The following is a 20,306-nucleotide window of genomic DNA, read 5'->3' as shown; positions in this document are numbered from 1 at the left end:
CGGGCCTGCGCGTGCGTGACGGTGGCGATCCGGACGTTCGACAAGTAGCGTAGCTACGCATGAAGGCCCAGGCGCTGCACGGCCACCTCGACGCCCTTCTGCTCGCCGTTCTCGAACAGGGCGCGCTGCACGGGTACGCCATCATCGAGTCCCTGCGGGCGCGCAGTGACGGCAGTCTCGACCTGCCTACCGGCACGATCTATCCGGCGCTGCGCCGGTTGGAACGCGCGGGTCACGTGGCGAGCACCTGGAGCACTGTCAACGGTCGCGAGCGGCGGACGTACCAGCTCACCGACTCCGGCCGCCGCGCGCTGGCGGGCGAGCGCGCCGGATGGCAGGAGTTCCGCGTGACTGTCGGCCGTTTCCTCGATCCCGGCAGCCCGCCCGTCACCCCCGCCTGAGCCGCCCGGGGGTGGGCCAGGGCGTCGGCGGCCGTCAGCGGGCGGCGGCCCGCAGCCAGCCGCGCGCGGCGCGGGTCAGCGAGAAGTGCGCCGCGCCCATCACGACCATGCCGACGATCATCGGTGGCCACGTCAGCGCCGCGTCCCACAGATCGATCGACCAGGCGAAGAGTGCCCCGCCGGCCACGATGCCGAGGGCCAGCGTGCCGATCAGGGCTGCGCCCACCGCGCGCTGCGCCGCCGCCAGGCCCGGTCGTGCGGACCGGGCGCTCGCCCGCACCACCAGCAGGCCGGTCACGGCCAGCAGCAGCGCGCCGAGCCAGATCCAGTCGACCGAGGCGGAGAGCAGCCGGTAGAGCGCCGGCGGCGGCGGGCCCGCGCTCCAGCTCGACCCGCGCCACGTCAGGTCGCCGGCGGCCACCAGAATCCCGGCCACGGCCAGCATCCGCAGGGACAGGCCGCGCAGGGCGGCCACCGCCAGCTCCGCCTGCCAGGAGGGCAGCAGCTGCGCCGGTGAGCCGAACTCGGCCACCGCCCGCAGCTGCGCCTCCGTGGGTGGCACACCGCTCTCGCGGTACGCGTCGACGGAGTCCTGCAGGTCGTGCCGCGCCTCGGTGAGCAGGTCGGACTTCAGCCGCGCCGGCCCCTGCAACCGGGACGCAAGCGCCCGCAGGTGCTCCTCGACCAGGAAGTCGTCAGCATGCCGCATGGCACCACCCTGCCACGGAGGCGAGCGCCTCCACGTCGGGGAGAACCCTGGTCCGTCCCCGAAGCGGGTCAGGGAGCGAGGGCCAGGTACCCGCGCTCGGCTGCCGCCTGGAGAAGCCACTGGTCCCGGTACCAGCCGGGGGTCGCGATCAACTCGGCGTGCCGGCCGCGCTGGATCACCCGGCCGCCGTCGAGGACGACGATCTCGTCGAGGTCGGCCAGCCCGCTGAGCCGGTGACTGATCAGCAGGACCGAGTGTCCGGCGGGGGTGGCGGCGAGGGCGGAGGCGAGCACCGCGTCGGCGGCCGTCGGGTCCAGCCCCTCGGTGGGCTCGTCGAGCACCAGCACCGGCGGCGCGGCCAGCAGGGCCCGGGCGAGCGCGAGCCGTTGCCGCTGGCCGCCGGAGAGCTGACCGCCTTCCTCGCCGACCACTGTGTCCCAGCCGGCCGGCTGGGCGCGTACCCAGTCGAGCAGGCCGGCGGCCCTCATGGCCGCGGTCAACTCGTCCTCGTCGGCCCCGGCCCGCCCGAGCAGCAGGTTCTCCCGGACCGTGGCATGAAAGACGTACGCCTCGGCGAGCAGCCCGCCGACGCTGCGGGGCAGGTCCTCCTCGGCGTACGTCAGCAGGTCGCGCCCGGCCAGGGTGACGTGGCCGGAGGTGGGCCGGACCGCACCGGTCAGCACGGCGGCCAGGGTGCTCTTGCCGGCGCCGCTCGGGCCGACGACTGCGATGCGCCGGCCGGCGGGCAGGTCCAGGCTCACCCCGTCCAGCGCGGGTGCGGCGCCGGGCCGGTACCGCACGCTCACCTCGACGAAGCGCAGGTCGTGCGGCTCGGCCAGGTCGGTCGCCGGGGGAGCGGGCGTGGCGGTGGGCTCCTCGACGTCGAGGAGGGCCGCCACCCGGGCCAGGCCGGGCCGCAGCTGGGTCCACTGCCGGGCGGCCGAGACGAGGGCCAGCGCCACCTCCACGGCGGCCAGGGTCCCGACGGCCAGCACTCCGACCAGGACGCCCGGCACGTCGGAGGCCAGCGCGACAAGCACCACCGCGGCGGCGGTCAGTCCGGCCGTCAACACCCCCGCGGCGTCCACCGCGAAGCCGGTGGCGGCCAGCCGGCGTTCCAGGCGGGCGAGCCGGCCGGCCCGCTGTTCGGCGACGCGCAGCGCGGCGTCGGTCGCCCCGAACGCGGCCAGGTCGGCGGCGCCGTGGGTGAGGTCGACGGCGTCGGTGGCCAGCGCGCCGCGCAGCGGCGCCACCTCGGCGGCGCTGCGCCGGGTGACGGCTGTGGCCAGCGCCGGCAGCGCAACGGCGGCGACCACCAGCCCGAGCGCGAGCACACCGGCGGCCGGTGGTGAGATCAGCGCCGCAGTGGCCACCGCCAGCACCCCGACCAGTGCCGCCGCCGCGCCGGGCACCAGGACCCGCAGCAGCAGATCCTGGACCGCCTCGACGTCGGAGACCAGCCGGCTCAGGACGTCCCCCGAGCGGTGTCGGGTGTCGCGGCGGGCCGTGAGGGTGGCGAAGACCCGGGCCCGTACGTCGGTGATCATGCGGAGGACCGCGTCGTGCCCGGCGAGCCGTTCGGTGTAGCGGAACACGCCCCGGCTGATGGCGAGGGCCCGGACCGCGACGATCGCCACGGTGAGCCGGTCCAGCGGAGGTCGCCCGGCGGCGCTCATCAGCAGCCACGTCGCGGTGGCCATCAGGGCGAGCCCGGCGAACTCGGTGGCGGCGGCGAGCAGCCCGGCGCCGGCCAGCCGACCGAGGTACGGGCGGGCCAGCCGCAGCACCGCGCGCTCGGCGCCGACCCGCCCGGCCGATGCCACGCCGTCCCCGACCTCCGGCCCGTGTTCCGCGCTCATCGTGTCGCCTTCGACGTCGGTTCGGGCGTCAGCTCGGTGACCCGGCCGTCCTCGATGCGCAGGACCCGGTCGGCGTCGGTCAGCAGCGCCGGCCGGTGCGCCACCAGCAGCGCCGTCCGTCCGGCGACCAGCCGCCGGGTGGCGTCGAGCACCACCGCTTCGGCGGCCGTGTCCAGCCGTGCCGTGGGCTCGTCGAGCAGCACCACCGGGGCGTCGCGCAGGAACGCCCGGGCCAGTGCGACGCGCTGCCGCTGGCCGCTGGACAGGCCGTGCCCGCGCTCGCCGAGCAGCGTGGTCAGTCCGTCGGGCAGGGCGGCCACCACGTCGTCGAGGGCCGCGTCGCGGACCGCGGCGGCGAGCGCCTCGGGCGGGGTGTCCGGTGCGCCGAGCTGGATGTTGTCGGCCAGCGAGGTGGCGAAGAGGTGGGCGCGCTGCGGCACCCAGGCGAGCTGCCGACGCCAGGCGTCCGGGTCGGCGGTGGCGAGGTCGACGCCGTCGACGGTGATCCGGCCGCTGGTCGGGGTCACGAAGCCGAGCAGCAGACCGAGCAGGGTGCTCTTGCCGGCGCCGCTCGGCCCGATGATGGCGATCCGTTCACCGGGCCGGATGGTCACTGTGACGTCGTGCAGCGCGGTGGTCCGCTCGTACGCCACTGTCACGGCCTCGAACCGGATCTCGCCGCGACCGTTCGGGGTGGTCGCACCCTCGGCGGCGCGGGGGGTGGCGGGCACGGCCGAGACGGTGAGCGCCTCGTCCAGCGCGGTGAGCCCCTCCATGCTGGCGTGGAAGCGGCTGCCGGCGGCCCGCAGCGGCAGGTACGCCTCGGGGGTGAGCAGCAGCACCAGCAGCGCGGTGTGCAGGGTCAGCCCTCCGCCGAGCAGCCGGATGCCGACCGGCACCGCGACCAGGGCCACCGACAGGGTGGCGACCAGCTCCAGCACCAGCGCGGAGAGGAACGCGATCCGCAGTGTCTTCATGGTGGCGACCCGGTGCCCGTCGGCCATCCGGCGGACCACCTCGGTCTGCGCGCGGGCCCGGCCGAAGGCGCGCAGGGTGGGCAGCCCGGCCACCATGTCCAGGAAGTGCCCGCCCAGCAGGGCCAGCCGGCGCCACTGCCGCTCGGTGGCGGCCTGCGCCTGCCAGCCGAGCAGCGCGCCGAAGACCGGGATCAGCGGCAGCGTCAACGCGATGATCAGCGCGGAGCCCCAGTCGGCGACGACGATCCGGGCCAGCACGGCCACGGGCACCGTCACGCTGAGCACCAACTGCGGCAGGTACCCGGTGAAGTAGGCGTCCAGCGCGTCCAGCCCACGCCCGGTCAGGGTGGCCAGCTCGCCGGCCCGTTGCCCCGCCACCCAGCCCGGCCCGTGCCGCCCCACCGCGCCGAGCAGGTCGGCCCGCAGCGTGGCCTTGACCGTGGCGGCGACCCGCGCGGAGACCGTGCCCTGTGCCCAGACCAGCGCCGACCGGGCGGCGACCGCGACCACGAGACCCGCCAGCGCCGGCCGGTTCAGCCGCCCGTCGAAGGCGGTGGCCAGCACGGCCGCCAGCGCGGTGGCCTGCGCGACGATCAACGCGGCGGCGAGCACGCCGAGGAGCGCGAGCACGGCGAGATCGCGCCGGGCCGCAGGGACCCGACGCAGCAGACGCGGGTCGAAGGGACGGCGGTTCACCAGTACACCGGTGCCCTGCCGTCGGTCCGTCCCCGGAAAACCCACCAGCACATCGCCTGGAAGCCTAGTAGGGCCGGCAGCAGCGGTAGCGCCACCCAGCCGAGCAGCCGCAGCGTCGGCGTGCTGGCGGCCGCGTCGGCCACCGTCAGCGAGGCGCCCGGGTCGGTCGTGGACACCAGCACGTAGGGCCAGAGAGCCGCGCCGACCAGCGCCACGGGCAGCGCCATTGCCGTGCCGGTGGCGATCAGGGCCCACCCCGGCCGCCGCCGTGCCAGCGCCGCGCGGGCCGCCAGCAGCGCCACCACCAGCAACACCGGCAGGAGTACGGCCACCGCCGGTCGCCCGACGGCGTCGCGTACCCGAGGGGAGAGCACGCCCACGACGGTGGCCACGACGACCGCGCAGAGCGCCACCGGCACCAGCCGGCGGGCCGTGCGGCCGGCCGCGTCGGCGGCGTCGGCCGGCAGTCGCAGCGTGAGGAATGTCGCACCGTGCACCGCGACCAGGGCGACCATGGTCAGTCCGGCGGTCGCCGCGAACGGGGTCGCCAGGTGCGACACCCCGGCGACGTGCCCGTCGGCCTGGCGGGGCACGCCCTGCAACAGCGCGGCCAGCACCACCCCCCAGCCCAGCGCGGCGAGCGCGCTGCCGACCACGATGACCCGGTCCCAGCGGGCGCGGACCCGCTCGTCGCCCGGCCGGCTGCGCAGTTGCACTCCGGCGGTGACCAGGACGACGCCGACCAGGGCGCCGGCGACCGCCGGGTAGCAGCCGGCGAGCAGCTCGCCCTCCAGCACCGGGAAGGCGCCGAACAGGATGCCCACGGCGGCGACCAGCCAGACCTCGTTGCCGAGGAAGAACGGGCCGAGAGCGGTGAGCGCGGCCCGCCGCCCGGCCGGGGCGCCGCCCCGGGCGAGCAGCAACCCGACGCCGTAGTCGTAGCCGGCGAGCACGAGGTAGGAGGCGAAGAAGAGGCCGAGAAGGGCGTACCAGGCGAGATCCACGGTGAGTCTCCTCAGTCGCTCAGGCGAGGGCGGGTTCGGGGTGGGCCGGCTCACCGGGCGCCGCCGGTGGGCGGCCGAGAGCCGGGTCGGCCGCGCCACGGCCCGCGTGCCGGGCGAGCAGCACCCAGTTGGTGACGGCGAGGGTGCCCAGCAGCAGGCTGAAGCCGATCAGCGAGGTGAGCATCACCGGCGTGCCGACGGGGGAGACCGCCTGCCCGGTGGGGAGCAGCCCGTACGCCACCCAGGGCTGGCGGCCAACCTCGCGGGCGATCCAGCCGAGGATCACCGCGATGAACGGCAACGGCACGGCGAGCAGGATGAGCCAGAGGGGGAAGCGCAGTCGGATGATCCAGTCCCGGTAGAGCAGGGGCAGCAGCAACCACACGCAGCCGAGGGTGAAGCCGATGAGGATCATGAAGCCCAGCCCGACACTGGCCAGCACCGGCGGGGTGTAGTCGCCCGGCCCGAACCGGGTGGTCCACTCGCCGATCAGCGCCTGCGCCTCGGGGTCGTCCGCGCCGAACTTGGTCGGCTGCACCTCGCCGACCGGGCCGAACTGGGCGAAGCCGAAGCCCTGCACCATCGTGATCGCCAGTGCCGCCGTGACCAGGCCGATCCGCAGCGAGGTGCGAAAGAGCGCGAAGTCGGGCGTACGCCGGATCAGGTGCCAGGCGCTGACGGCCGCCATCAGCATCCCGCCGACCAGGAGCGCGGCGGAGACCACGTGCCCGAACGCCATGCCGAGGCTGGGGTTGGTGAGCAGCGCGCCGAAGTCGGTGAGGTGGGCGATGCCGTCGCGGACCTCGTACCCGACCGGGTGTTGCAGCCAGGAGTTGGCCACCATGATCCAGAACGCCGAGGCGTACGCGGTGAGCGCCACGCCCCACAGCAGTGCGAGGTGGACGCTCTTGCGGAGCCGGTGCCAACCGAAGATCCACATCCCGAGGAACGTGGACTCCAGGAAGAACGCCACAAGCGTCTCGATCGCCAGCGGCGCACCGAAGACGTTGCCGACGTAACGCGACAGGCCGCTCCAGTTCAGCCCGAACTGGAACTCCATCACGATGCCCGTGGCGATGCCGAGCACGTAGTTGATCACGTAGAGCTGGCCCCAGAACCGGGTCAGCCGCTCCCACTTCGCGTTGCCGGTGAGCACCCATGCGGTCTGCATGCCGACCAGCAGCGTGACCAGCCCGAGCGTGACGACCACGAACAGGAAGTGGATCGACGTGGTGGTGGCGAACTGCAGGCGGGCGAGGAGCAGCGTGTCCATGGCCGGCTCTCCCTAGCTGTTGGCTCCCTTGTCGTAGTAACCCTACACGTAGCTTGTCTACATGTACCTACTACTACGGCCCGTCGTAGTAAATTCTACGACGGGCCGTAGTAGTAATGGGATCCGGGAGATGATCGCGCTCCACCGCGCCGGGGTGGGTGCGAGGCGCGCGCCAGCGGGCGGCGCGCGCCGGGGACGTGCGAGAGCGTGGGGCTCGGGCGTCAGCTCAAAAAGAGCGTGATCGGAAGGGCGACCAGGGTGGTGGCCACCGCGAGGGCCGTGGCCCCGAGGGCGCGGGGCGGCCGATCGGCGACCAGCAGGCGCTGGACGCGTACGTCCAGGTCGCGGTCGCCCAGGCCCAGCGCGCCGGCCGGGGTGACCCGGTGCCCGGCGGCGGCGAAGCGGCGCAGCGCGCCCGCCAGCGGAGCCTCGGCGTGCAGCTCGCGGGCCTTGTCGTCGGCGCGCATCTCGACCAGCAGGGCGACCCGCTCGTGTGCGTCACGGACCCAGCCGAACCACGGCAGCGCCCGGCACAGGGCGGTGAACGGCAGCAGCACCAGATCGTGTCGCTCGTGGGCGTGCGCGCGCTCGTGGGAGAGCACGGCGGCCAGTTCGGCGCGGTCCAGCAGGCTCAACGTGCCCGCGCTGACCACCACCTGCGGCTTCACCCCGGGCAGGCAGTACGCGGCGGCGCTCGGATGGTCCAGGACGAGCGCCCCGGGGGCGGCCGGGTCGTCCCGGGCCACCAGGGTCAGCAGGTCCCGGTGTCGGCGCTGGGCGCGGATGGTCCCGTGGATGCTGCGGACGGTGGTGGTGACGAGCACCGCTCCGATGCCGAAGCCCACTCCGACGCTGCCGAGGTGCAACGCGGTCTCGCCGATCGGCAGATTGCCGTGGGCGAGGTCGGTGGTCAGGGCGAGCAGGGCGCTGCCGGTCGGCAGGTCGTACGCGCTCAGCCCGAGGGCCATCGGCAGGCCCATCGCGGAGAGGCCCAACGCCAGCCCGACGGCCTGCCAGCAGATGATCGCCACCCGCGGGCTGCGCCACGTCCAGGTGGAACGGGCCAGCACCTGCGCGGTGAGATAGCAGGCCAGCATGGTGGCGGCGAAGTGCACGGCGTAGGCCATGGCGCGGGCCCTACCGCTCCGCTGCCTCGCCGGCCGGCCGTCGGCCCGCCGGCGGATCCACCCGGTCGGTCAGGGCGTCGGCCCCGCCCGTGTCGCTGTCGGCGGAACTGGGCCCGGCCAGCCCGGCCTCGCTGCCCAGGGCGGCCCGCAGCACCTCGGCCTCGGTGCCGGTCACCGAGCGGGCGAAGCGCACGAGCGCGGCGTCGCGGCTGCCGCCCAGGTCGAGGGCGTCGAGCATGAGCTGGGCGATGTGCGCCTCACGACTGGCCGCCGGCCGGTACCGCCAGGCGCGACCTTCCCGTTCCCGCTGCACCATGCCCTTGCCGGCGAGCCGGTCGAGGACGGTCATCACCGTCGTGTACGCCAGCTCGCGACCGTCGAGCGCGTCGGCCACCTCGCGCACGGTCACCCCGTCCGACGTGCCCGGGACCACGTCCCACAGCACGTCCATCACCGCACGCTCAAGATCGCCCAACCGAGTCACCCGGCAATCCTACCCCCGGTAGTAGACCCTGCGGTGGGCCGGCCGGTGGCACGGCCGGCCCGCGTTCCTGATCACGGAACGATGACCGCGCGACCCTCCAGCGTCCCGTCCCGCATCCGGCGGTACGCGTCCATGGCCTGGTCGAGGCCGAATGTGGTGATCTTGGGTCGTACCAGCCCACGCGCGCCCAGTTCCAGCACCTCGCCGAGTTCGGGACGGCTGCCCCAGTAGGTGGTCTGGATGCTGGCCTCGTAGGGGACGGCGAAGAACGAGACCGGCAGGGTGCCGCCGCCGAGGCCCACGACGGTCAGGTCCCCGACGGTCCGGACGACCGCCGCGCCGAGCTTCAGGGTGGGGTCGGCGCCGACGAAGTCCAGCACCACGTCCGCGCCACGACCGCCGGTCGCGCCCCTGATCTCGTCCGCCGCGCCCTCGCCGGAGCGTACGGTCAGGTCCGCGCCGCACTCCTCGGCCAGCTTGAGGGCCTCCTCGCGGGTGTCCACGGCGATCACCCGGGCCGCCGTGGTGGCCTTGAGGATCTGCACGCCCACGTGCCCCAGACCACCCACGCCGATGACCACTGCCGTGTTCTCGGGTGCGAGCTTCGCCCACGACCGGCGGACCGCGTGGTACGGGGTCAGCCCGGCGTCGGTCAGCGGGGCGGCGGACGCCGGGTCGAGGCCGTCGGGCAGCGGTACGACGTGCCGGGCGGCCGGAACGAGCAGGTAGTCGGCCATCCCCCCGTCGAGTCCCAGGCCGCCACCGCCCCCGGGGACGGGCGCCCCGGCCGGGTTCTCGCAGTAGTTGTCGGCGCCCACCCGGCAGCGGGCGCAGATGCCGCAACCCCAGGGGCCGTAGACCGCCACCGGTTGACCGATCTCCAGCCCGGTGACGCCCGCACCCAGGGCGTGCACCCAGCCGGCGTTCTCGTGCCCGAGGGTGAACGGCGGGTTCCAGGGCACCGCCCCCGCCTCGAATTCGTCCATGAGGTGCAGGTCGGAGTGGCAGGCGCCCGCGCCCCCGACCTTGATCACGACCTCACCCGGGCCGGGCTCCGGTTGGTCGACCTCCACGATCTCCGGCTCGGACTTCCAGTTGGGCAGTCGCAGTGCGCGCATGCGTCGACTCCTGTTCGTCGGTGCTCGTGCGCCCCTCGCCTGCCCAACCAACCACCCCGCAAACGCCCGACACGCCCCCCACCAGGCACTTCACGGCCCGCAGAGCTAGACCCCCTTGGGGTGCCACACCGTCTTGGTCTCCAGCAGCGCGGTCATCCGGGTCACGCCCGGGTCGACGGACCAGTCGTGGCCGGCCGGGGCCGGCCGGAGCACCCGCTTGAGGTTCTCCGCGGCCTTGACCTCCAGCTCGGTGGCGAGCGACGCGTCGGTCACCCCGGTCAGGTCGATCGCGTTGACGTCCATGTGCGCGGCCAGCGCCGGCGCGGTCTCCGTGATCGCGCCGGTGAGGATGTTGACCACCCCGCCGGGCAGGTCGGAGGTCGCCAGCACCTCGGCCAGCGTCACCGCCGCCAGCGGCTCCGACGGCGAGGCCGCCACCACCACCGTGTTGCCGGTGACGATCGCCGGGGCGATCACGCTGACCAGGCCGAGCAGCGCCGGGCGTTCCGGGGCCACCACGGCGACCACGCCGGTGGGCTCGGGCGCGGAGATGTTGAAGTACGGGCCCGCGACCGGGTTGGCGCCGCCGTACACCTGGGCGAGCTTGTCGGCCCAGCCGGCGTACCAGACCCAGCGGTCCACCGCCGCGTCCACCTCGTCGCCGGGGATGCCCAGGGCCACGAACTGCTCGCGGCGGCCCTCCAGCATCTCGGCGGCGCGATAGAGGATCTGACCCCTGTTGTACGCGGTCGCGCCGGCCCAGCCCATCACGGCGGCGCGGGCGGCGACCACCGCGTCCCGGGCGTCCTTGCGGGAGGCCAGTGACACATTCGAGGACTGCACGAGATACGACCGTCCCGACTCGCTGCGCGGGAACTTCCCGCCGATGAAGAGCTTGTACGTCTTGCGTACCGCGACCCGCTCAGACATTGAGGTACCCCTCCAGCCCGTGCCGGCCGCCCTCGCGACCGTAACCCGACTCCTTGTAGCCACCGAACGGCGAGGTGGGGTCGAACTTGTTGAACGTGTTGGCCCAGACCACACCAGCGCGCAGCCGGTCGGCCATCCACAGGATGCGGGAGCCCTTGTCGGTCCAGATGCCTGCCGACAGCCCGTACGGCGTGTTGTTGGCCTTCTCGACGGCCTCGGCCGGCGTGCGGAAGGTGAGCACCGACAGCACCGGTCCGAAGATCTCCTCGCGGGCGATCCGGTGGGCCTGGGTGACGCCGGTGAAGATGGTGGGCGCGAACCAGAAGCCCTGCTCGGGCAGCTCACACGGCGGTGACCAGCGCTCGGCGCCCTCGGCGGAGCCGGCGTCGGACAGCTCGCGGATCCGCTCCAGCTGGGCGGCGGAGTTGATCGCGCCGACGTCGGTGTTCTTGTCCAGCGGGTCGCCGACGCGGAGCTGGGCCATCCGCCGCTTGAGCGACTCCAGCACGCGGTCGGCCACGTTCTCCTGGACGAGCAGGCGGGAGCCGGCGCAGCAGACGTGTCCCTGGTTGAAGAAGATGCCGTTGACGATTCCCTCGACGGCCTGGTCGATGGGGGCGTCGTCGAAGACGATGTTGGCGGCCTTGCCGCCCAGCTCCAAGGTGAGCTTCTTGCTGGTGCCGGCGACGGACCGGGCGATGGCCCGGCCGACCTCGGTGGAGCCGGTGAAGGCGACCTTGTCGACGCCGGGGTGCTCGACGAGCGCGCGGCCGGTGTCGCCGGCGCCGGTGACGATGTTGACCACGCCGGCCGGCAGGTCGGCCTGCTGGCAGATCTCGGCGAACAGCAGCGCGGTCAGCGGGGTGGTCTCGGCGGGCTTGAGCACCACGGTGTTGCCGGCGGCGAGCGCCGGGGCGATCTTCCAGGCCAGCATGAGCAGCGGGAAGTTCCACGGGATGACCTGGGCGGCCACGCCGATCGGTCGCGGGTCCGGCCCGAAGCCGGCGTGCTCCAGCTTGTCGGCCCAGCCGGCGTAGTAGAAGAAGTGCGCGGCGACCAGCGGCAGGTCGACGTCGCGGGACTCCCGGATCGGCTTGCCGTTGTCCAGGGACTCCAGGACTGCCAGCTCGCGGGAGCGTTCCTGGATGAGCCGGGCGATCCGGTACAGGTACTTCGCCCGGTCCCGGCCCGGCATCGGACCCCAGATCTTGTCGTACGCCGTGCGGGCGGCGCGGACCGCGCGCTCCACGTCCTGGGCGCCGGCCTCGGCGATCTCGGCCAGCACCTCCTCGGAGGCGGGGTTGATCGACTTGAAGCTGCCGCCGTCGGTCGGGTCGACGAACGCGCCGTCGATGAACAGCCCGTACGAGGGCTTGAGGTCCACCACCGAGCGGGACTCGGGGGCGGGGGCGTATTCGAACATCGGCTATCAGTCCAGGGTGAAGTAGTCGGGACCGGAGTAGACGCCGGTCGTCAGCTTGGTGCGCTGCATGAGCAGGTCGTTGAGCAGGCTGGACGCGCCGAAGCGGAACCAGTCCGGGTCGAGCCAGTCCGGGCCGACGGTCTCGTTGACCATCACCAGGTATTTGATGGCGTCCTTGGTGGTCTTGATGCCACCGGCCGGCTTCACGCCGACCTGCCGCCCGGTCGCCGCGCGGAAGTCGCGGACCGCCTCCAGCATCACCAGCGTCACCGGCAGCGTCGCCGCGACGGGGACCTTGCCGGTGGAGGTCTTGATGAAGTCGCCGCCGGCCAGCATGGCCAGCCAGGAGGCGCGGCGCACGTTGTCGTACGTGGCCAGCTCGCCGGTCTCCAGGATCACCTTGAGGTGGGCGTCACCGCAGGCCTCCTTGGTGGCCACGATCTCGTCGTAGACCTCCTTGTAACGGCCGGCCAGGAACGCGCCCCGGTTGATCACCATGTCGATCTCGTCGGCGCCGGCCGCGACGGCGGCCCGGGTGTCGGCCAGCTTGATCTCCAGCGGCGCCTGACCCGACGGGAACGCCGTCGCCACGCTCGCGAGGTGGACACCGGATCCGCCCAGCACCTCGGCCACGTACGGGACCATCGCGGGGTAGACGCAGACCGCGCCGACGTGCGGGCAGGACGGGTCGGCCGGGTCGGGGCGCAGCGCCTTCGCGGCCAGCGCGCGCACCTTGCCGGGCGTGTCCGCCCCTTCCAGGGTGGTCAGGTCGACCATCCGGATCGCCAGGTCGATCGCCTGGGCCTTGGCGGTGGTCTTGATGGAGCGGGTGCCGAGCTGTGCCGCCCGCTGCTCCGCGCCGACCTGGTCCACGCCGGGCAGGCCGTGCAGGAAGGTCCGCAGAGCGGTCTCGGATCGTCCCAGCTCGGAGAGGTCCGACCGGGCCGACGTCGTTGTCGCCGTCATGCCGAGAAGTCTACGCACGGAACCGCTGAGTGATCTTGGTCACGGTGGGCCCGACGTGAGCGGCGTCGCCGGTCCGACCGCACCCCCACCGGCACGTCGACCGGCCGGGTAGGTTGAGCGATCGTGGACGTACACGTCATTGACCACCCGCTGGCCCAGTCCCGGCTGACCGCCATGCGGGACGCACGCACCGATTCCTCGACGTTCCGGGCGGCGCTGCACGAACTGACCACCATGCTGGTGTACGAGGCGGCGCGCACCTTCCCCGTCGAGCGGTACCCGGTGCAGACGCCGGTCACCGGCACCGAGGGCACCCGGCTGGCGAACCCGCCGCTGCTGGTGCCGGTGCTGCGGGCCGGCCTCGGCATGGCGGACGCCGCGCTCGGCCTGCTGCCCGAGTCGTCGATGGGCTTCGTCGGCCTGGCCCGCGACGAGGAGACCTACGAGCCGCGCGCCTACATGGAGTCGCTGCCCCGGGATCTCGCCGGCCTGCCGGTGCTGGTGCTCGACCCGATGCTGGCGACCGGCGGCTCGCTGGAGCACTCGTGCCGGCTGCTGGCCGATCGGGGCTGCACCGACATGACAGTCGTCTGCGTGCTCGCCGCGCCGGTCGGCATCGAGCGGCTGGAGCGCTCCGGTCTGCCGTTGCGCCTGGTCACCGCCTCGATCGACGAGGGCCTGAACGACAGCATGTTCATCGTTCCCGGGCTCGGTGACGCCGGTGACCGCCAGTTCGGCGGCATGCCCCGGTTCTGATCTTCCACCCGGTACGTTCCGGGTGACGGCGGGTCCGCGCGCGGTGGTGCGCGGACCCGCTACCGTCTCGGGCCATGACTGGTGTTGCGCTCGCCGAGGAGCTGCTGCTCCTCGCCTACGACGACTCGACCGGCAAGGCGACCATGCCGCGGATCAGCCTGGACCTGGGCATGGCGGCCGCGGTGCTTGTCGAGCTGGCACTGGCCGGCCGGATCGCGTACGCCGACGGAAACCTGACCGTCGTCGACCCGACGCCCACCGGCGAGCCGGTCACCGACGAGGTGCTCGGCCGGATCGCCGCCGACACCCCGCACACCCCGGCCTCCTGGGTGCAGCGCCTGCGGCACGGCCTGCGCGACCGCATCCTCGGTGACCTGTGCGCCCAGGGCGTCGTGCAGGACGTCGACGAGACCGAGTTGGGCTTCATCCACGTGCACCGGTATCCGGTGGTGGACGCCTCCGTCGAGGCGGACACCCGCCAGCGGCTGACCGAGGCGCTGACCGGCGCGGCGGCCCCGGACGAGCGGACCGCCGCGCTGGCCACCCTGGTCGTGGTGCTGCGGATGGAGTCCGCGCTGGGGGTGAGCGGCGAGGAGGCCGCCACCGCCCGCCGGCGGTTGGAGGAGATCGCCACCGGTGCGGGCTTCTCCGGTCAGGTGAGCACCGACGATTCGGTGGTCCGCCCCTCGGTCGGCCTGGTCGTCGCTGCCCTGGCCACGGCTGTCGACGCGGCGCTCGGCAAGCGCGCCTGACCGCCGGGCCGGCCCGCCTCCGCTGTTCCCTTTGCTCTGCTTCAACCCAGGCAACACAAACGGCTGCCTGGTGTTGCCTCCGCTGAAGCAGAGCAAAGGGAACAGGACAGGGTGGTGGGGTCGGTCGCGGTCAGATGCCGAGGGCGGCGGCGATCTCGGCGCGCAACTGCGCGACCGCCGCGCCGGCCCGGGTCCGCGCGGCCGCGACGTCGCCGTCCGGCACCGGCTCCACCACCTCGAGGTACGCCTTGAGCTTCGGCTCGGTGCCGGAGGGGCGGATCACCACCCGGGCCTTCGCGGTACGCAGGATCACCACGTCCGACTCGGGCAGCAGGTCCCGGACGCTGTCCACCGGCTGCCCCAGCAGGGTGGCCGGGGTGGCCGCCCGGATCCGGGTCATCGCGTCGGCGATGATCCGCAGGTCGTCCACCCGGGCGGAGAGCTGGTCGGTGTGGTGTACGCCGAACTCGGCGGCCAGCTCGTCCAGCCGGTCGGTCAACGTACGACCCTGCGCCTTGAGGCCGGCGGCCAGCTCGGCCACGGTCAGCGCGGCGGTGATGCCGTCCTTGTCCCGGACGTGCTCCGGGGCGACGCAGTAGCCGAGGGCCTCCTCGTAGCCGAAGACCAGCGGCGCGCTTCCGCCGCCGGCCCGGACGATCCACTTGAACCCGGTCAGCGTCTCGTCGTAGGGCAGGCCCCGCGCCGCGCACATCGCCCGCAGCAGGGACGACGAGACGATTGTGGTGGCGTAGAGCCCGGTCACCCCGCGCCGCATCAGGTGGTCGGCGAGCAGCACGCCCACCTCGTCGCCGCGCAGCATCCGCCAGCCCCGCCCGTCCTCGCCTTCCCGGACGACCACCGCGCAGCGGTCCGCGTCCGGGTCGTTGGCGATGGCGAGGTCCGCGCCGGTGGCGTCGGCCAGCGCGATCAGCCGGTCCACCGCACCCGGCTCCTCTGGGTTGGGGAACGACACGGTGGGAAACTCCGGGTCGGGTTCGGCCTGGTCGGGCACCACACCGGGGATCGGGAAACCGGCCCGGACGAACGCCGCCGTGAGCACCGCCGCACCCACCCCGTGCAGCGGGGTGTACGCCACCGACAGGTCCCGCGGCCCGTCCGGGTCGATCACGGCGGTGGCCCGCTCGACGTACGCGGCGACGAGGTCGTCGCCGAGCACCTCACCGGGCCGGCCCAGCGGCACCTGGGTCAGCGGGCCGACCGCCCGGATCGCGGCCTCGATGCCGGCGTCGGCCGGCGGCACGATCTGCGCCCCGGCACCCAGCTCGCCGCCCAGCTCCGCGCCGAGGTAGACCTTGTAGCCGTTGTCCTGTGGCGGGTTGTGGCTGGCCGTGACCATGACACCGGCCACCGCGCCGAGCTGACGCACCGCGTACGCCAGCACCGGGGTGGGCAGCGGACGGGGCAGCAGCAGCGCCGGCCGGCCGGCGCCGGTGGCCACCTGGGCGGTGCGCTCGGCGAACTGGCGGGAGCCGTGCCGGGCGTCGTACCCGATCACCAGGGGGCCGGTGCCGCCCTGGGCGGCGAGCCAGCCGACGAGCCCGGCGGCGGCCTGGGTGACCACGGCGAGGTTCATGCCGTTCGGGCCGGCGCGCAGCGGGCCGCGCAGGCCGGCGGTGCCGAAGGTCAGGGGACCGGCGAACCGGTCGGCCAGCTCCGGCGCGCTCGCCGGCAGCCGGTCGAGCACCGCCGTCAGCTCGTCCCGGCTGGCGGGGTCTGGGTCGTCGGCAAGCCAACGTCGGGCTTGCTCGCGAATGTCGTCGATGTCAGTGGTGTCCGCCGCCATGCCCCTTGATAGCACGGCGGCGGATCACCGCTGTCGGTTCCCTCGGCTCAGCCGTCGCCGGTGAGCTGGAACGTGCGCACCATCTCGTCGAAGATCGGCTTGCTCTCGGCGAACTTGGCGTCGTTCGCGGTGAGGTAGAACGAGTACGCCTTGCCGTCCTGCGCCACGCCGCGCCAGATGCCGTGCCGCATGGTGTCGCCCGCGCCGCAGGTGTACTCGAATTCGGCGGCCGGCTTGTCGGCCAGCTTGGTCTCCGTCGAGGCGACCTGCGCGTACGGCTTCACACAGGAGGTGCTCCGGGTCTTGAGGCCGTTCTCGGCGGTCTCGGCCCACCGGGTGGAGCTGCTGGACCACTTCTCGGTGATGATGCGCACCTTGCGGCCGCTGTCGTCCGGGTCGATGTAGTCGGTGTACGAGCCGCCGGTGGCCTTCTTCCAGCCCTTGGGCACCATGACCTGGATGCCGCGGGCCGCGTGCTCCTGCATCTCGACGCCCGAGGAGGCGGGCGCGGACGCGGTGGGCTGCGCCTGCGGGGTGCTCGGGGCGGGATCGTCGCCACTGGAGAGCGCCACGATGCTGATCAGCAGCACCACGGCCAGGCCGCCCGCCGCGGCGAGCTGCACCTTGCGCGGCCAGCCCTTCACCGTGGTGACGAGCTGGCCCCCGGTGGCGCGGACCTTGTCCAGGGCGCCGCCGCCCGAAGCGGTGGACGGTGTCGTCCAGGGCTGGCCGGTGCCCGGCACCGACCACTGGTTGCCGCCGCCGTAGGTGCTGCCGCCGATGCGCTGGGTGGCGTCGGGCGCACCGTAGCCGACCTGCTGCGTGGCGTCGGGCCGGCTGCCGTAGGTGACCCGCTGGGTGGCGTCGGGGTGCGCGCCGGCGTCCACCCGCTGGGTGGCGTCCGCGTTGCCGCCGTAGGTGCGCCCGGCGGCGGGACGGCCCGGGGTGGGCATCGCGCCGGTCGGCGTGTGCAGCGGACCGGCGAGCGCGTCGGCGCTGGTCTCGTCGAGCGCGGCGGCAGCGGTGGCGGCCGCGGTGGCCGGCTGCGGGCGTTCGCCCCGGCGCAGCGCGGCCAGCCGGTCGGTCAGCGACTCGCCCGGGGCGAGCATGGCCCGGCCGCCGATCTGGTTGTCCGGCTTCGGCTCCGGCTGGGCCGGTTGGTGGACGGGCGCCGGGCGCTGCTGCACGGGCACCACGGCGTACGGGTCGGTGACCGAGTGCACTGCGGTGGCGGTGCTGCCCAGCGGGCCGGCGAGCAGCTCGCGCAGCATCCCCCGGGAGGTGTGCACGTCCAGTCGGCGGGCCGGGTCCTTCTCCAGCAGACCCATCAGCACCCGGGTCAGGGGGCCGCTGCGCTGCGGCGGGGCCGGCGGGTCCTCGACGACCGCGTGCATGGTCTCGATCGGGTCGCCCTTGTCGAACGGCGGACGCCCCTCGACGGCCGTGTAGAGGGTCACGCCCAGCGAGAAGAGGTCGCTCGGCGGACCGAACTCCTGGCCCATGGCCCGCTCGGGCGAGATGAAGTGCGGTGAGCCGAGCACCATGCCGGGGGTGGTGAGCTGCACGTCGGTGGGCATCCGGGCGACACCGAAGTCGGTGAGCACGCAGCGCCCGTCGGTGCAGATCAGCACGTTGGCCGGCTTGACGTCGCGGTGCAGCACGCCGATCGCGTGCGCGACCTCCAGCGCGCCGAGCAGCGCGATGCCGATCTTGGCGACCGCGCGGGGCGCGACCGGGCCGTCCTCGATGACCATGTCGGCGAGGCTGCGGGCGTCCAGCAGCTCCATCACGATCCACGGCCGACCGGCCTCGGTGACCACGTCGTACACCTGCACCACGGCGGGGTGCTGGATGGCCGCGGCGGCGCGGGCCTCGCGCAGCGTCCGCTCGTACATGGCGTCACGGTCGCTGGGCGCCAGGCCCGGGGGAAGGACGACCTCCTTCACCGCCACGTCGCGGCGGAGCAGGGTGTCTGTGGCACGCCACACCGTGCCCATACCGCCGTTGCCCACCGCGGACCGCAGCGAGTACCGGTCACCAATTGTGGTGCCGGGCGCTGCTCGTCCGCTGGCGGGACTTACCTGTCCGCCGCTCCACGTCGGGATCTGAGTCACAGAAAAGCCACCGGGGGAAATCGAGGGGGGCTGGGACACAACCCCCCTATCTTGCTGGTTCCGACGCCCGATGCGAAAGCCGACGCGGCGGACGTTTACCGAAGTCCACAGATCGTGCCCAACCGTTCACCTCCCGTCGAGGTGTCGGGACGCACTGTGCGGTATCCCTCACCCGACGATGAGCCGGCGCGTCCTACCATCCGGGGATGAGCGAACGGCGGTCAAGCGAGTCCGGTTTCCCGATCAAGGGCGTCTACACGGCGGCCGACCTTCCGGAGGACCTGGACTCCCGGCTGGGCGGCCCGGGCGAGTTCCCGTACACCCGGGGGGTGTACCCCACGATGTACACCTCCCGTCCGTGGACCATGCGCCAGTACGCCGGTTTCGGCACCGCCACCGAGTCCAACGCGCGTTACCACCAGTTGTTGCGGGCCGGCACCATGGGTCTCTCAGTCGCCTTCGACCTGCCGACCCAGATGGGGTACGACTCCGACGACCCGATCGCGCACGGCGAGGTCGGCAAGGTCGGCGTCGCGATCGACTCCATCGAGGACATGCGGCTGCTCTTCGCCGACATTCCACTGGACAAGGTGTCCACCTCGATGACGATCAACGCCCCCGGCTCGGTGCTGCTGCTGCTCTACCAACTCGTCGCCGAGGAGAACGGGGTGCCGGGCTCGGCGCTCAACGGCACCATCCAGAACGACATCCTCAAGGAGTACATCGCCCGCGGGACGTACATCTTCCCGCCGAAGCCGTCGCTGCGGCTGGTCGCTGACACCTTCGCGTACTGCCGCAAGGAGGTGCCGAAGTGGAACACGATCTCCATCTCCGGCTACCACATGGCCGAGGCCGGCGCGACGCCCGCGCAGGAGATCGCGTTCACCCTGGCCAACGGCGTCGAGTACGTCCGGGCCGCGCTGGCCGCCGGGCTCGCGGTGGACGACTTCGCGCCCCGGCTGTCGTTCTTCTTCGTGGCCCGTACGACGCTGCTGGAGGAGGTGGCGAAGTTCCGCGCCGCCCGTCGGATCTGGGCCCGGCTGATGCATGACGACTTCGGCGCCAAGGATCCGAAGTCGATGATGCTGCGCTTCCACACCCAGACCGCAGGTGTGCAGCTCACCGCCCAGCAGCCGGAGGTGAACCTGGTCCGCGTCGCGGTGCAGGGCCTGGCCGCGGTGCTCGGCGGCACCCAGTCGCTGCACACCAACAGCTTCGACGAGGCGATCGCGCTGCCCACCGAGAAGGCCGCCCGCCTCGCGCTGCGCACCCAGCAGGTGCTGGCGTACGAGACGGACCTGACCGCCACCGTCGACCCGTTCGCCGGCTCGTACGTGGTGGAGGCGATGACCGCCGAGATCGAGGCCGCCGCCGTGGAGTTGATGGAGCGGGTGGCCGACCACGGCTCGGCCGTCGACGCGATCGAGGCCGGGTTCCAGAAGCGGGAGATCGAACAGTCCGCGTACCGGATCGCCCAGGAGATCGACTCCAGCGAGCGGGTGGTGGTGGGGCTCAACCGGTTCACGATCGACGAGGAGGAGCCGTACGAGCCGCTGCGGGTCGACCCGGCGATCGAGGCCGCGCAGGCCGAGAAGCTGGCCCGGCTGCGCGCCGAGCGGGACGCCGACGCGGTGACGCGTGCCCTCGCCGAGCTGCGGGCCGCCGCCGAGGGCTCGGACAACGTGCTCTACCCGATGAAGGAGGCGCTGCGGGCCCGGGCCACGGTGGGCGAGGTCTGCGGGACGCTCCGCGAGGTATGGGGGCTGTACCGGCCCACCGACCGGTTCTGAGGGGAAACGCCCCGGGTGTGTCCGCCCGGGTTTGCGGGTACGCCGACGGGATGCGTGCCGTGTGACGCACACGGTGTGCGGTCGGGCTGGGCGGACCTATGTGAGCGTCCTTGTCCGGCCCGT

At 73.4% G+C, this 20,306-nt stretch carries 17 protein-coding genes; 4 read left to right on the top strand and 13 right to left on the bottom strand.

From position 1 onward, the window contains the following. Positions 1-59 precede the first annotated feature (59 nt). On the top strand, positions 60-401 hold the full coding sequence (locus AB0B39_RS02965) for a helix-turn-helix transcriptional regulator (RefSeq protein WP_007455469.1): 342 nt from the start codon (positions 60-62) through the stop codon (positions 399-401). A 34-nt stretch (positions 402-435) separates the two neighbouring features. Here AB0B39_RS02965 and AB0B39_RS02960 read toward each other — a convergent pair whose 3' ends face one another. From AB0B39_RS02960 to deoC, 11 genes are all read right to left on the bottom strand, one after another. Beyond that, the gene (locus AB0B39_RS02960; RefSeq protein WP_357573336.1) at positions 436-1,110 is read right to left on the bottom strand and encodes a permease prefix domain 1-containing protein; all 675 of its coding nucleotides are present in this window, start codon (positions 1,108-1,110) and stop codon (positions 436-438) included. 68 nt (positions 1,111-1,178) lie between these two features. Further along, positions 1,179-2,969, bottom strand: a complete 1,791-nt coding sequence (cydC, locus tag AB0B39_RS02955) for a thiol reductant ABC exporter subunit CydC (protein ID WP_357573335.1) — start codon at positions 2,967-2,969, stop codon at positions 1,179-1,181. Continuing rightward, positions 2,966-4,642 carry a thiol reductant ABC exporter subunit CydD gene (gene cydD / locus AB0B39_RS02950; RefSeq protein WP_357573334.1) on the bottom strand — a complete coding sequence of 559 codons (1,677 nt, stop codon included), beginning with the start codon at positions 4,640-4,642 and terminating at the stop codon, positions 2,966-2,968. The genes cydC and cydD overlap by 4 nt, the downstream gene beginning before the upstream one ends. Continuing rightward, a complete protein-coding gene (locus AB0B39_RS02945) occupies positions 4,639-5,646 on the bottom strand; it encodes a cytochrome d ubiquinol oxidase subunit II (protein WP_357573333.1) in 1,008 nt (335 codons plus the stop codon). Before AB0B39_RS02945 ends, cydD begins: the two co-directional genes overlap by 4 nt. 19 nt (positions 5,647-5,665) lie before the next feature. Next, the gene (locus AB0B39_RS02940; protein WP_357573332.1) at positions 5,666-6,919 is read right to left on the bottom strand and encodes a cytochrome ubiquinol oxidase subunit I; all 1,254 of its coding nucleotides are present in this window, start codon (positions 6,917-6,919) and stop codon (positions 5,666-5,668) included. 221 nt (positions 6,920-7,140) lie between these two features. Beyond that, on the bottom strand, positions 7,141-8,046 hold the full coding sequence (locus tag AB0B39_RS02935) for a M56 family metallopeptidase (RefSeq protein WP_357493549.1): 906 nt from the start codon (positions 8,044-8,046) through the stop codon (positions 7,141-7,143). 10 nt (positions 8,047-8,056) lie between these two features. Beyond that, positions 8,057-8,530 (bottom strand): BlaI/MecI/CopY family transcriptional regulator, encoded by a 474-nt coding sequence (locus tag AB0B39_RS02930; protein WP_357573331.1) that lies wholly within the window; start codon positions 8,528-8,530, stop codon positions 8,057-8,059. Between the two features lie 71 nt (positions 8,531-8,601). Beyond that, on the bottom strand, positions 8,602-9,648 hold the full coding sequence (locus AB0B39_RS02925; protein WP_357573330.1) for an NAD(P)-dependent alcohol dehydrogenase: 1,047 nt from the start codon (positions 9,646-9,648) through the stop codon (positions 8,602-8,604). A gap of 105 nt (positions 9,649-9,753) precedes the next feature. Continuing rightward, the gene (locus AB0B39_RS02920; RefSeq protein WP_357573329.1) at positions 9,754-10,578 is read right to left on the bottom strand and encodes an aldehyde dehydrogenase family protein; all 825 of its coding nucleotides are present in this window, start codon (positions 10,576-10,578) and stop codon (positions 9,754-9,756) included. Beyond that, complete coding sequence (locus tag AB0B39_RS02915; protein WP_357493557.1) at positions 10,571-12,001, bottom strand: aldehyde dehydrogenase family protein; 1,431 nt, start codon at positions 11,999-12,001, stop codon at positions 10,571-10,573. The genes AB0B39_RS02920 and AB0B39_RS02915 overlap by 8 nt, the downstream gene beginning before the upstream one ends. 6 nt (positions 12,002-12,007) lie before the next feature. Further along, positions 12,008-12,967 carry a deoxyribose-phosphate aldolase gene (gene deoC / locus AB0B39_RS02910; RefSeq protein WP_234587329.1) on the bottom strand — a complete coding sequence of 320 codons (960 nt, stop codon included), beginning with the start codon at positions 12,965-12,967 and terminating at the stop codon, positions 12,008-12,010. A gap of 123 nt (positions 12,968-13,090) precedes the next feature. On the opposite strand from deoC, the gene upp reads away from it, so the two are divergent. Then, positions 13,091-13,723, top strand: coding sequence for a uracil phosphoribosyltransferase (upp, locus tag AB0B39_RS02905; protein ID WP_234587331.1), 633 nt, complete (start codon positions 13,091-13,093; stop codon positions 13,721-13,723). A gap of 74 nt (positions 13,724-13,797) precedes the next feature. Continuing rightward, a complete protein-coding gene (locus AB0B39_RS02900) occupies positions 13,798-14,475 on the top strand; it encodes a GPP34 family phosphoprotein (protein WP_234587336.1) in 678 nt (225 codons plus the stop codon). 130 nt (positions 14,476-14,605) lie between these two features. On the opposite strand, the gene AB0B39_RS02895 is transcribed toward AB0B39_RS02900, so the two are convergent. Together AB0B39_RS02895 and AB0B39_RS02890 are read right to left on the bottom strand one after the other, a co-directional pair. Next, positions 14,606-16,279, bottom strand: coding sequence for a phospho-sugar mutase (locus AB0B39_RS02895; RefSeq protein ID WP_357573328.1), 1,674 nt, complete (start codon positions 16,277-16,279; stop codon positions 14,606-14,608). A gap of 47 nt (positions 16,280-16,326) precedes the next feature. Further along, entirely contained in the window at positions 16,327-18,393 is a 2,067-nt protein-coding gene (locus AB0B39_RS02890; RefSeq protein ID WP_357573327.1) for a serine/threonine-protein kinase, read from the bottom strand. A gap of 206 nt (positions 18,394-18,599) precedes the next feature. On the opposite strand from AB0B39_RS02890, the gene AB0B39_RS02885 reads away from it, so the two are divergent. Further along, positions 18,600-20,183, top strand: coding sequence for a methylmalonyl-CoA mutase family protein (locus AB0B39_RS02885; RefSeq protein WP_234587342.1), 1,584 nt, complete (start codon positions 18,600-18,602; stop codon positions 20,181-20,183). Positions 20,184-20,306 lie beyond the last annotated feature (123 nt).

The sequence above is a fragment of the Micromonospora sp. NPDC049114 genome, assembly GCF_040648635.1.
In the GTDB taxonomy this organism is placed as follows: domain Bacteria; phylum Actinomycetota; class Actinomycetes; order Mycobacteriales; family Micromonosporaceae; genus Micromonospora.
Note: the sequence above shows the minus strand (reverse complement) of the source record. Positions and strands in the feature narration are given on the sequence as shown.

What these genes read in the sequence shown, in the direction of transcription:
- AB0B39_RS02935 (WP_357493549.1), bottom strand. Translation starts at nt 8,046, where the DNA reads ATGGCCTACGCCGTGCACTTCGCCGCCACCATGCTGGCCTGCTATCTC.
- AB0B39_RS02900 (WP_234587336.1), top strand. Translation starts at nt 13,798, where the DNA reads ATGACTGGTGTTGCGCTCGCCGAGGAGCTGCTGCTCCTCGCCTACGAC.
- AB0B39_RS02960 (WP_357573336.1), bottom strand. Translation starts at nt 1,110, where the DNA reads ATGCGGCATGCTGACGACTTCCTGGTCGAGGAGCACCTGCGGGCGCTT.
- AB0B39_RS02895 (WP_357573328.1), bottom strand. Translation starts at nt 16,279, where the DNA reads ATGGCGGCGGACACCACTGACATCGACGACATTCGCGAGCAAGCCCGA.
- deoC (WP_234587329.1), bottom strand. Translation starts at nt 12,967, where the DNA reads ATGACGGCGACAACGACGTCGGCCCGGTCGGACCTCTCCGAGCTGGGA.
- AB0B39_RS02920 (WP_357573329.1), bottom strand. Translation starts at nt 10,578, where the DNA reads ATGTCTGAGCGGGTCGCGGTACGCAAGACGTACAAGCTCTTCATCGGC.
- AB0B39_RS02885 (WP_234587342.1), top strand. Translation starts at nt 18,600, where the DNA reads ATGAGCGAACGGCGGTCAAGCGAGTCCGGTTTCCCGATCAAGGGCGTC.
- cydC (WP_357573335.1), bottom strand. Translation starts at nt 2,969, where the DNA reads ATGAGCGCGGAACACGGGCCGGAGGTCGGGGACGGCGTGGCATCGGCC.
- AB0B39_RS02925 (WP_357573330.1), bottom strand. Translation starts at nt 9,648, where the DNA reads ATGCGCGCACTGCGACTGCCCAACTGGAAGTCCGAGCCGGAGATCGTG.
- AB0B39_RS02940 (WP_357573332.1), bottom strand. Translation starts at nt 6,919, where the DNA reads ATGGACACGCTGCTCCTCGCCCGCCTGCAGTTCGCCACCACCACGTCG.
- AB0B39_RS02965 (WP_007455469.1), top strand. Translation starts at nt 60, where the DNA reads ATGAAGGCCCAGGCGCTGCACGGCCACCTCGACGCCCTTCTGCTCGCC.
- AB0B39_RS02915 (WP_357493557.1), bottom strand. Translation starts at nt 12,001, where the DNA reads ATGTTCGAATACGCCCCCGCCCCCGAGTCCCGCTCGGTGGTGGACCTC.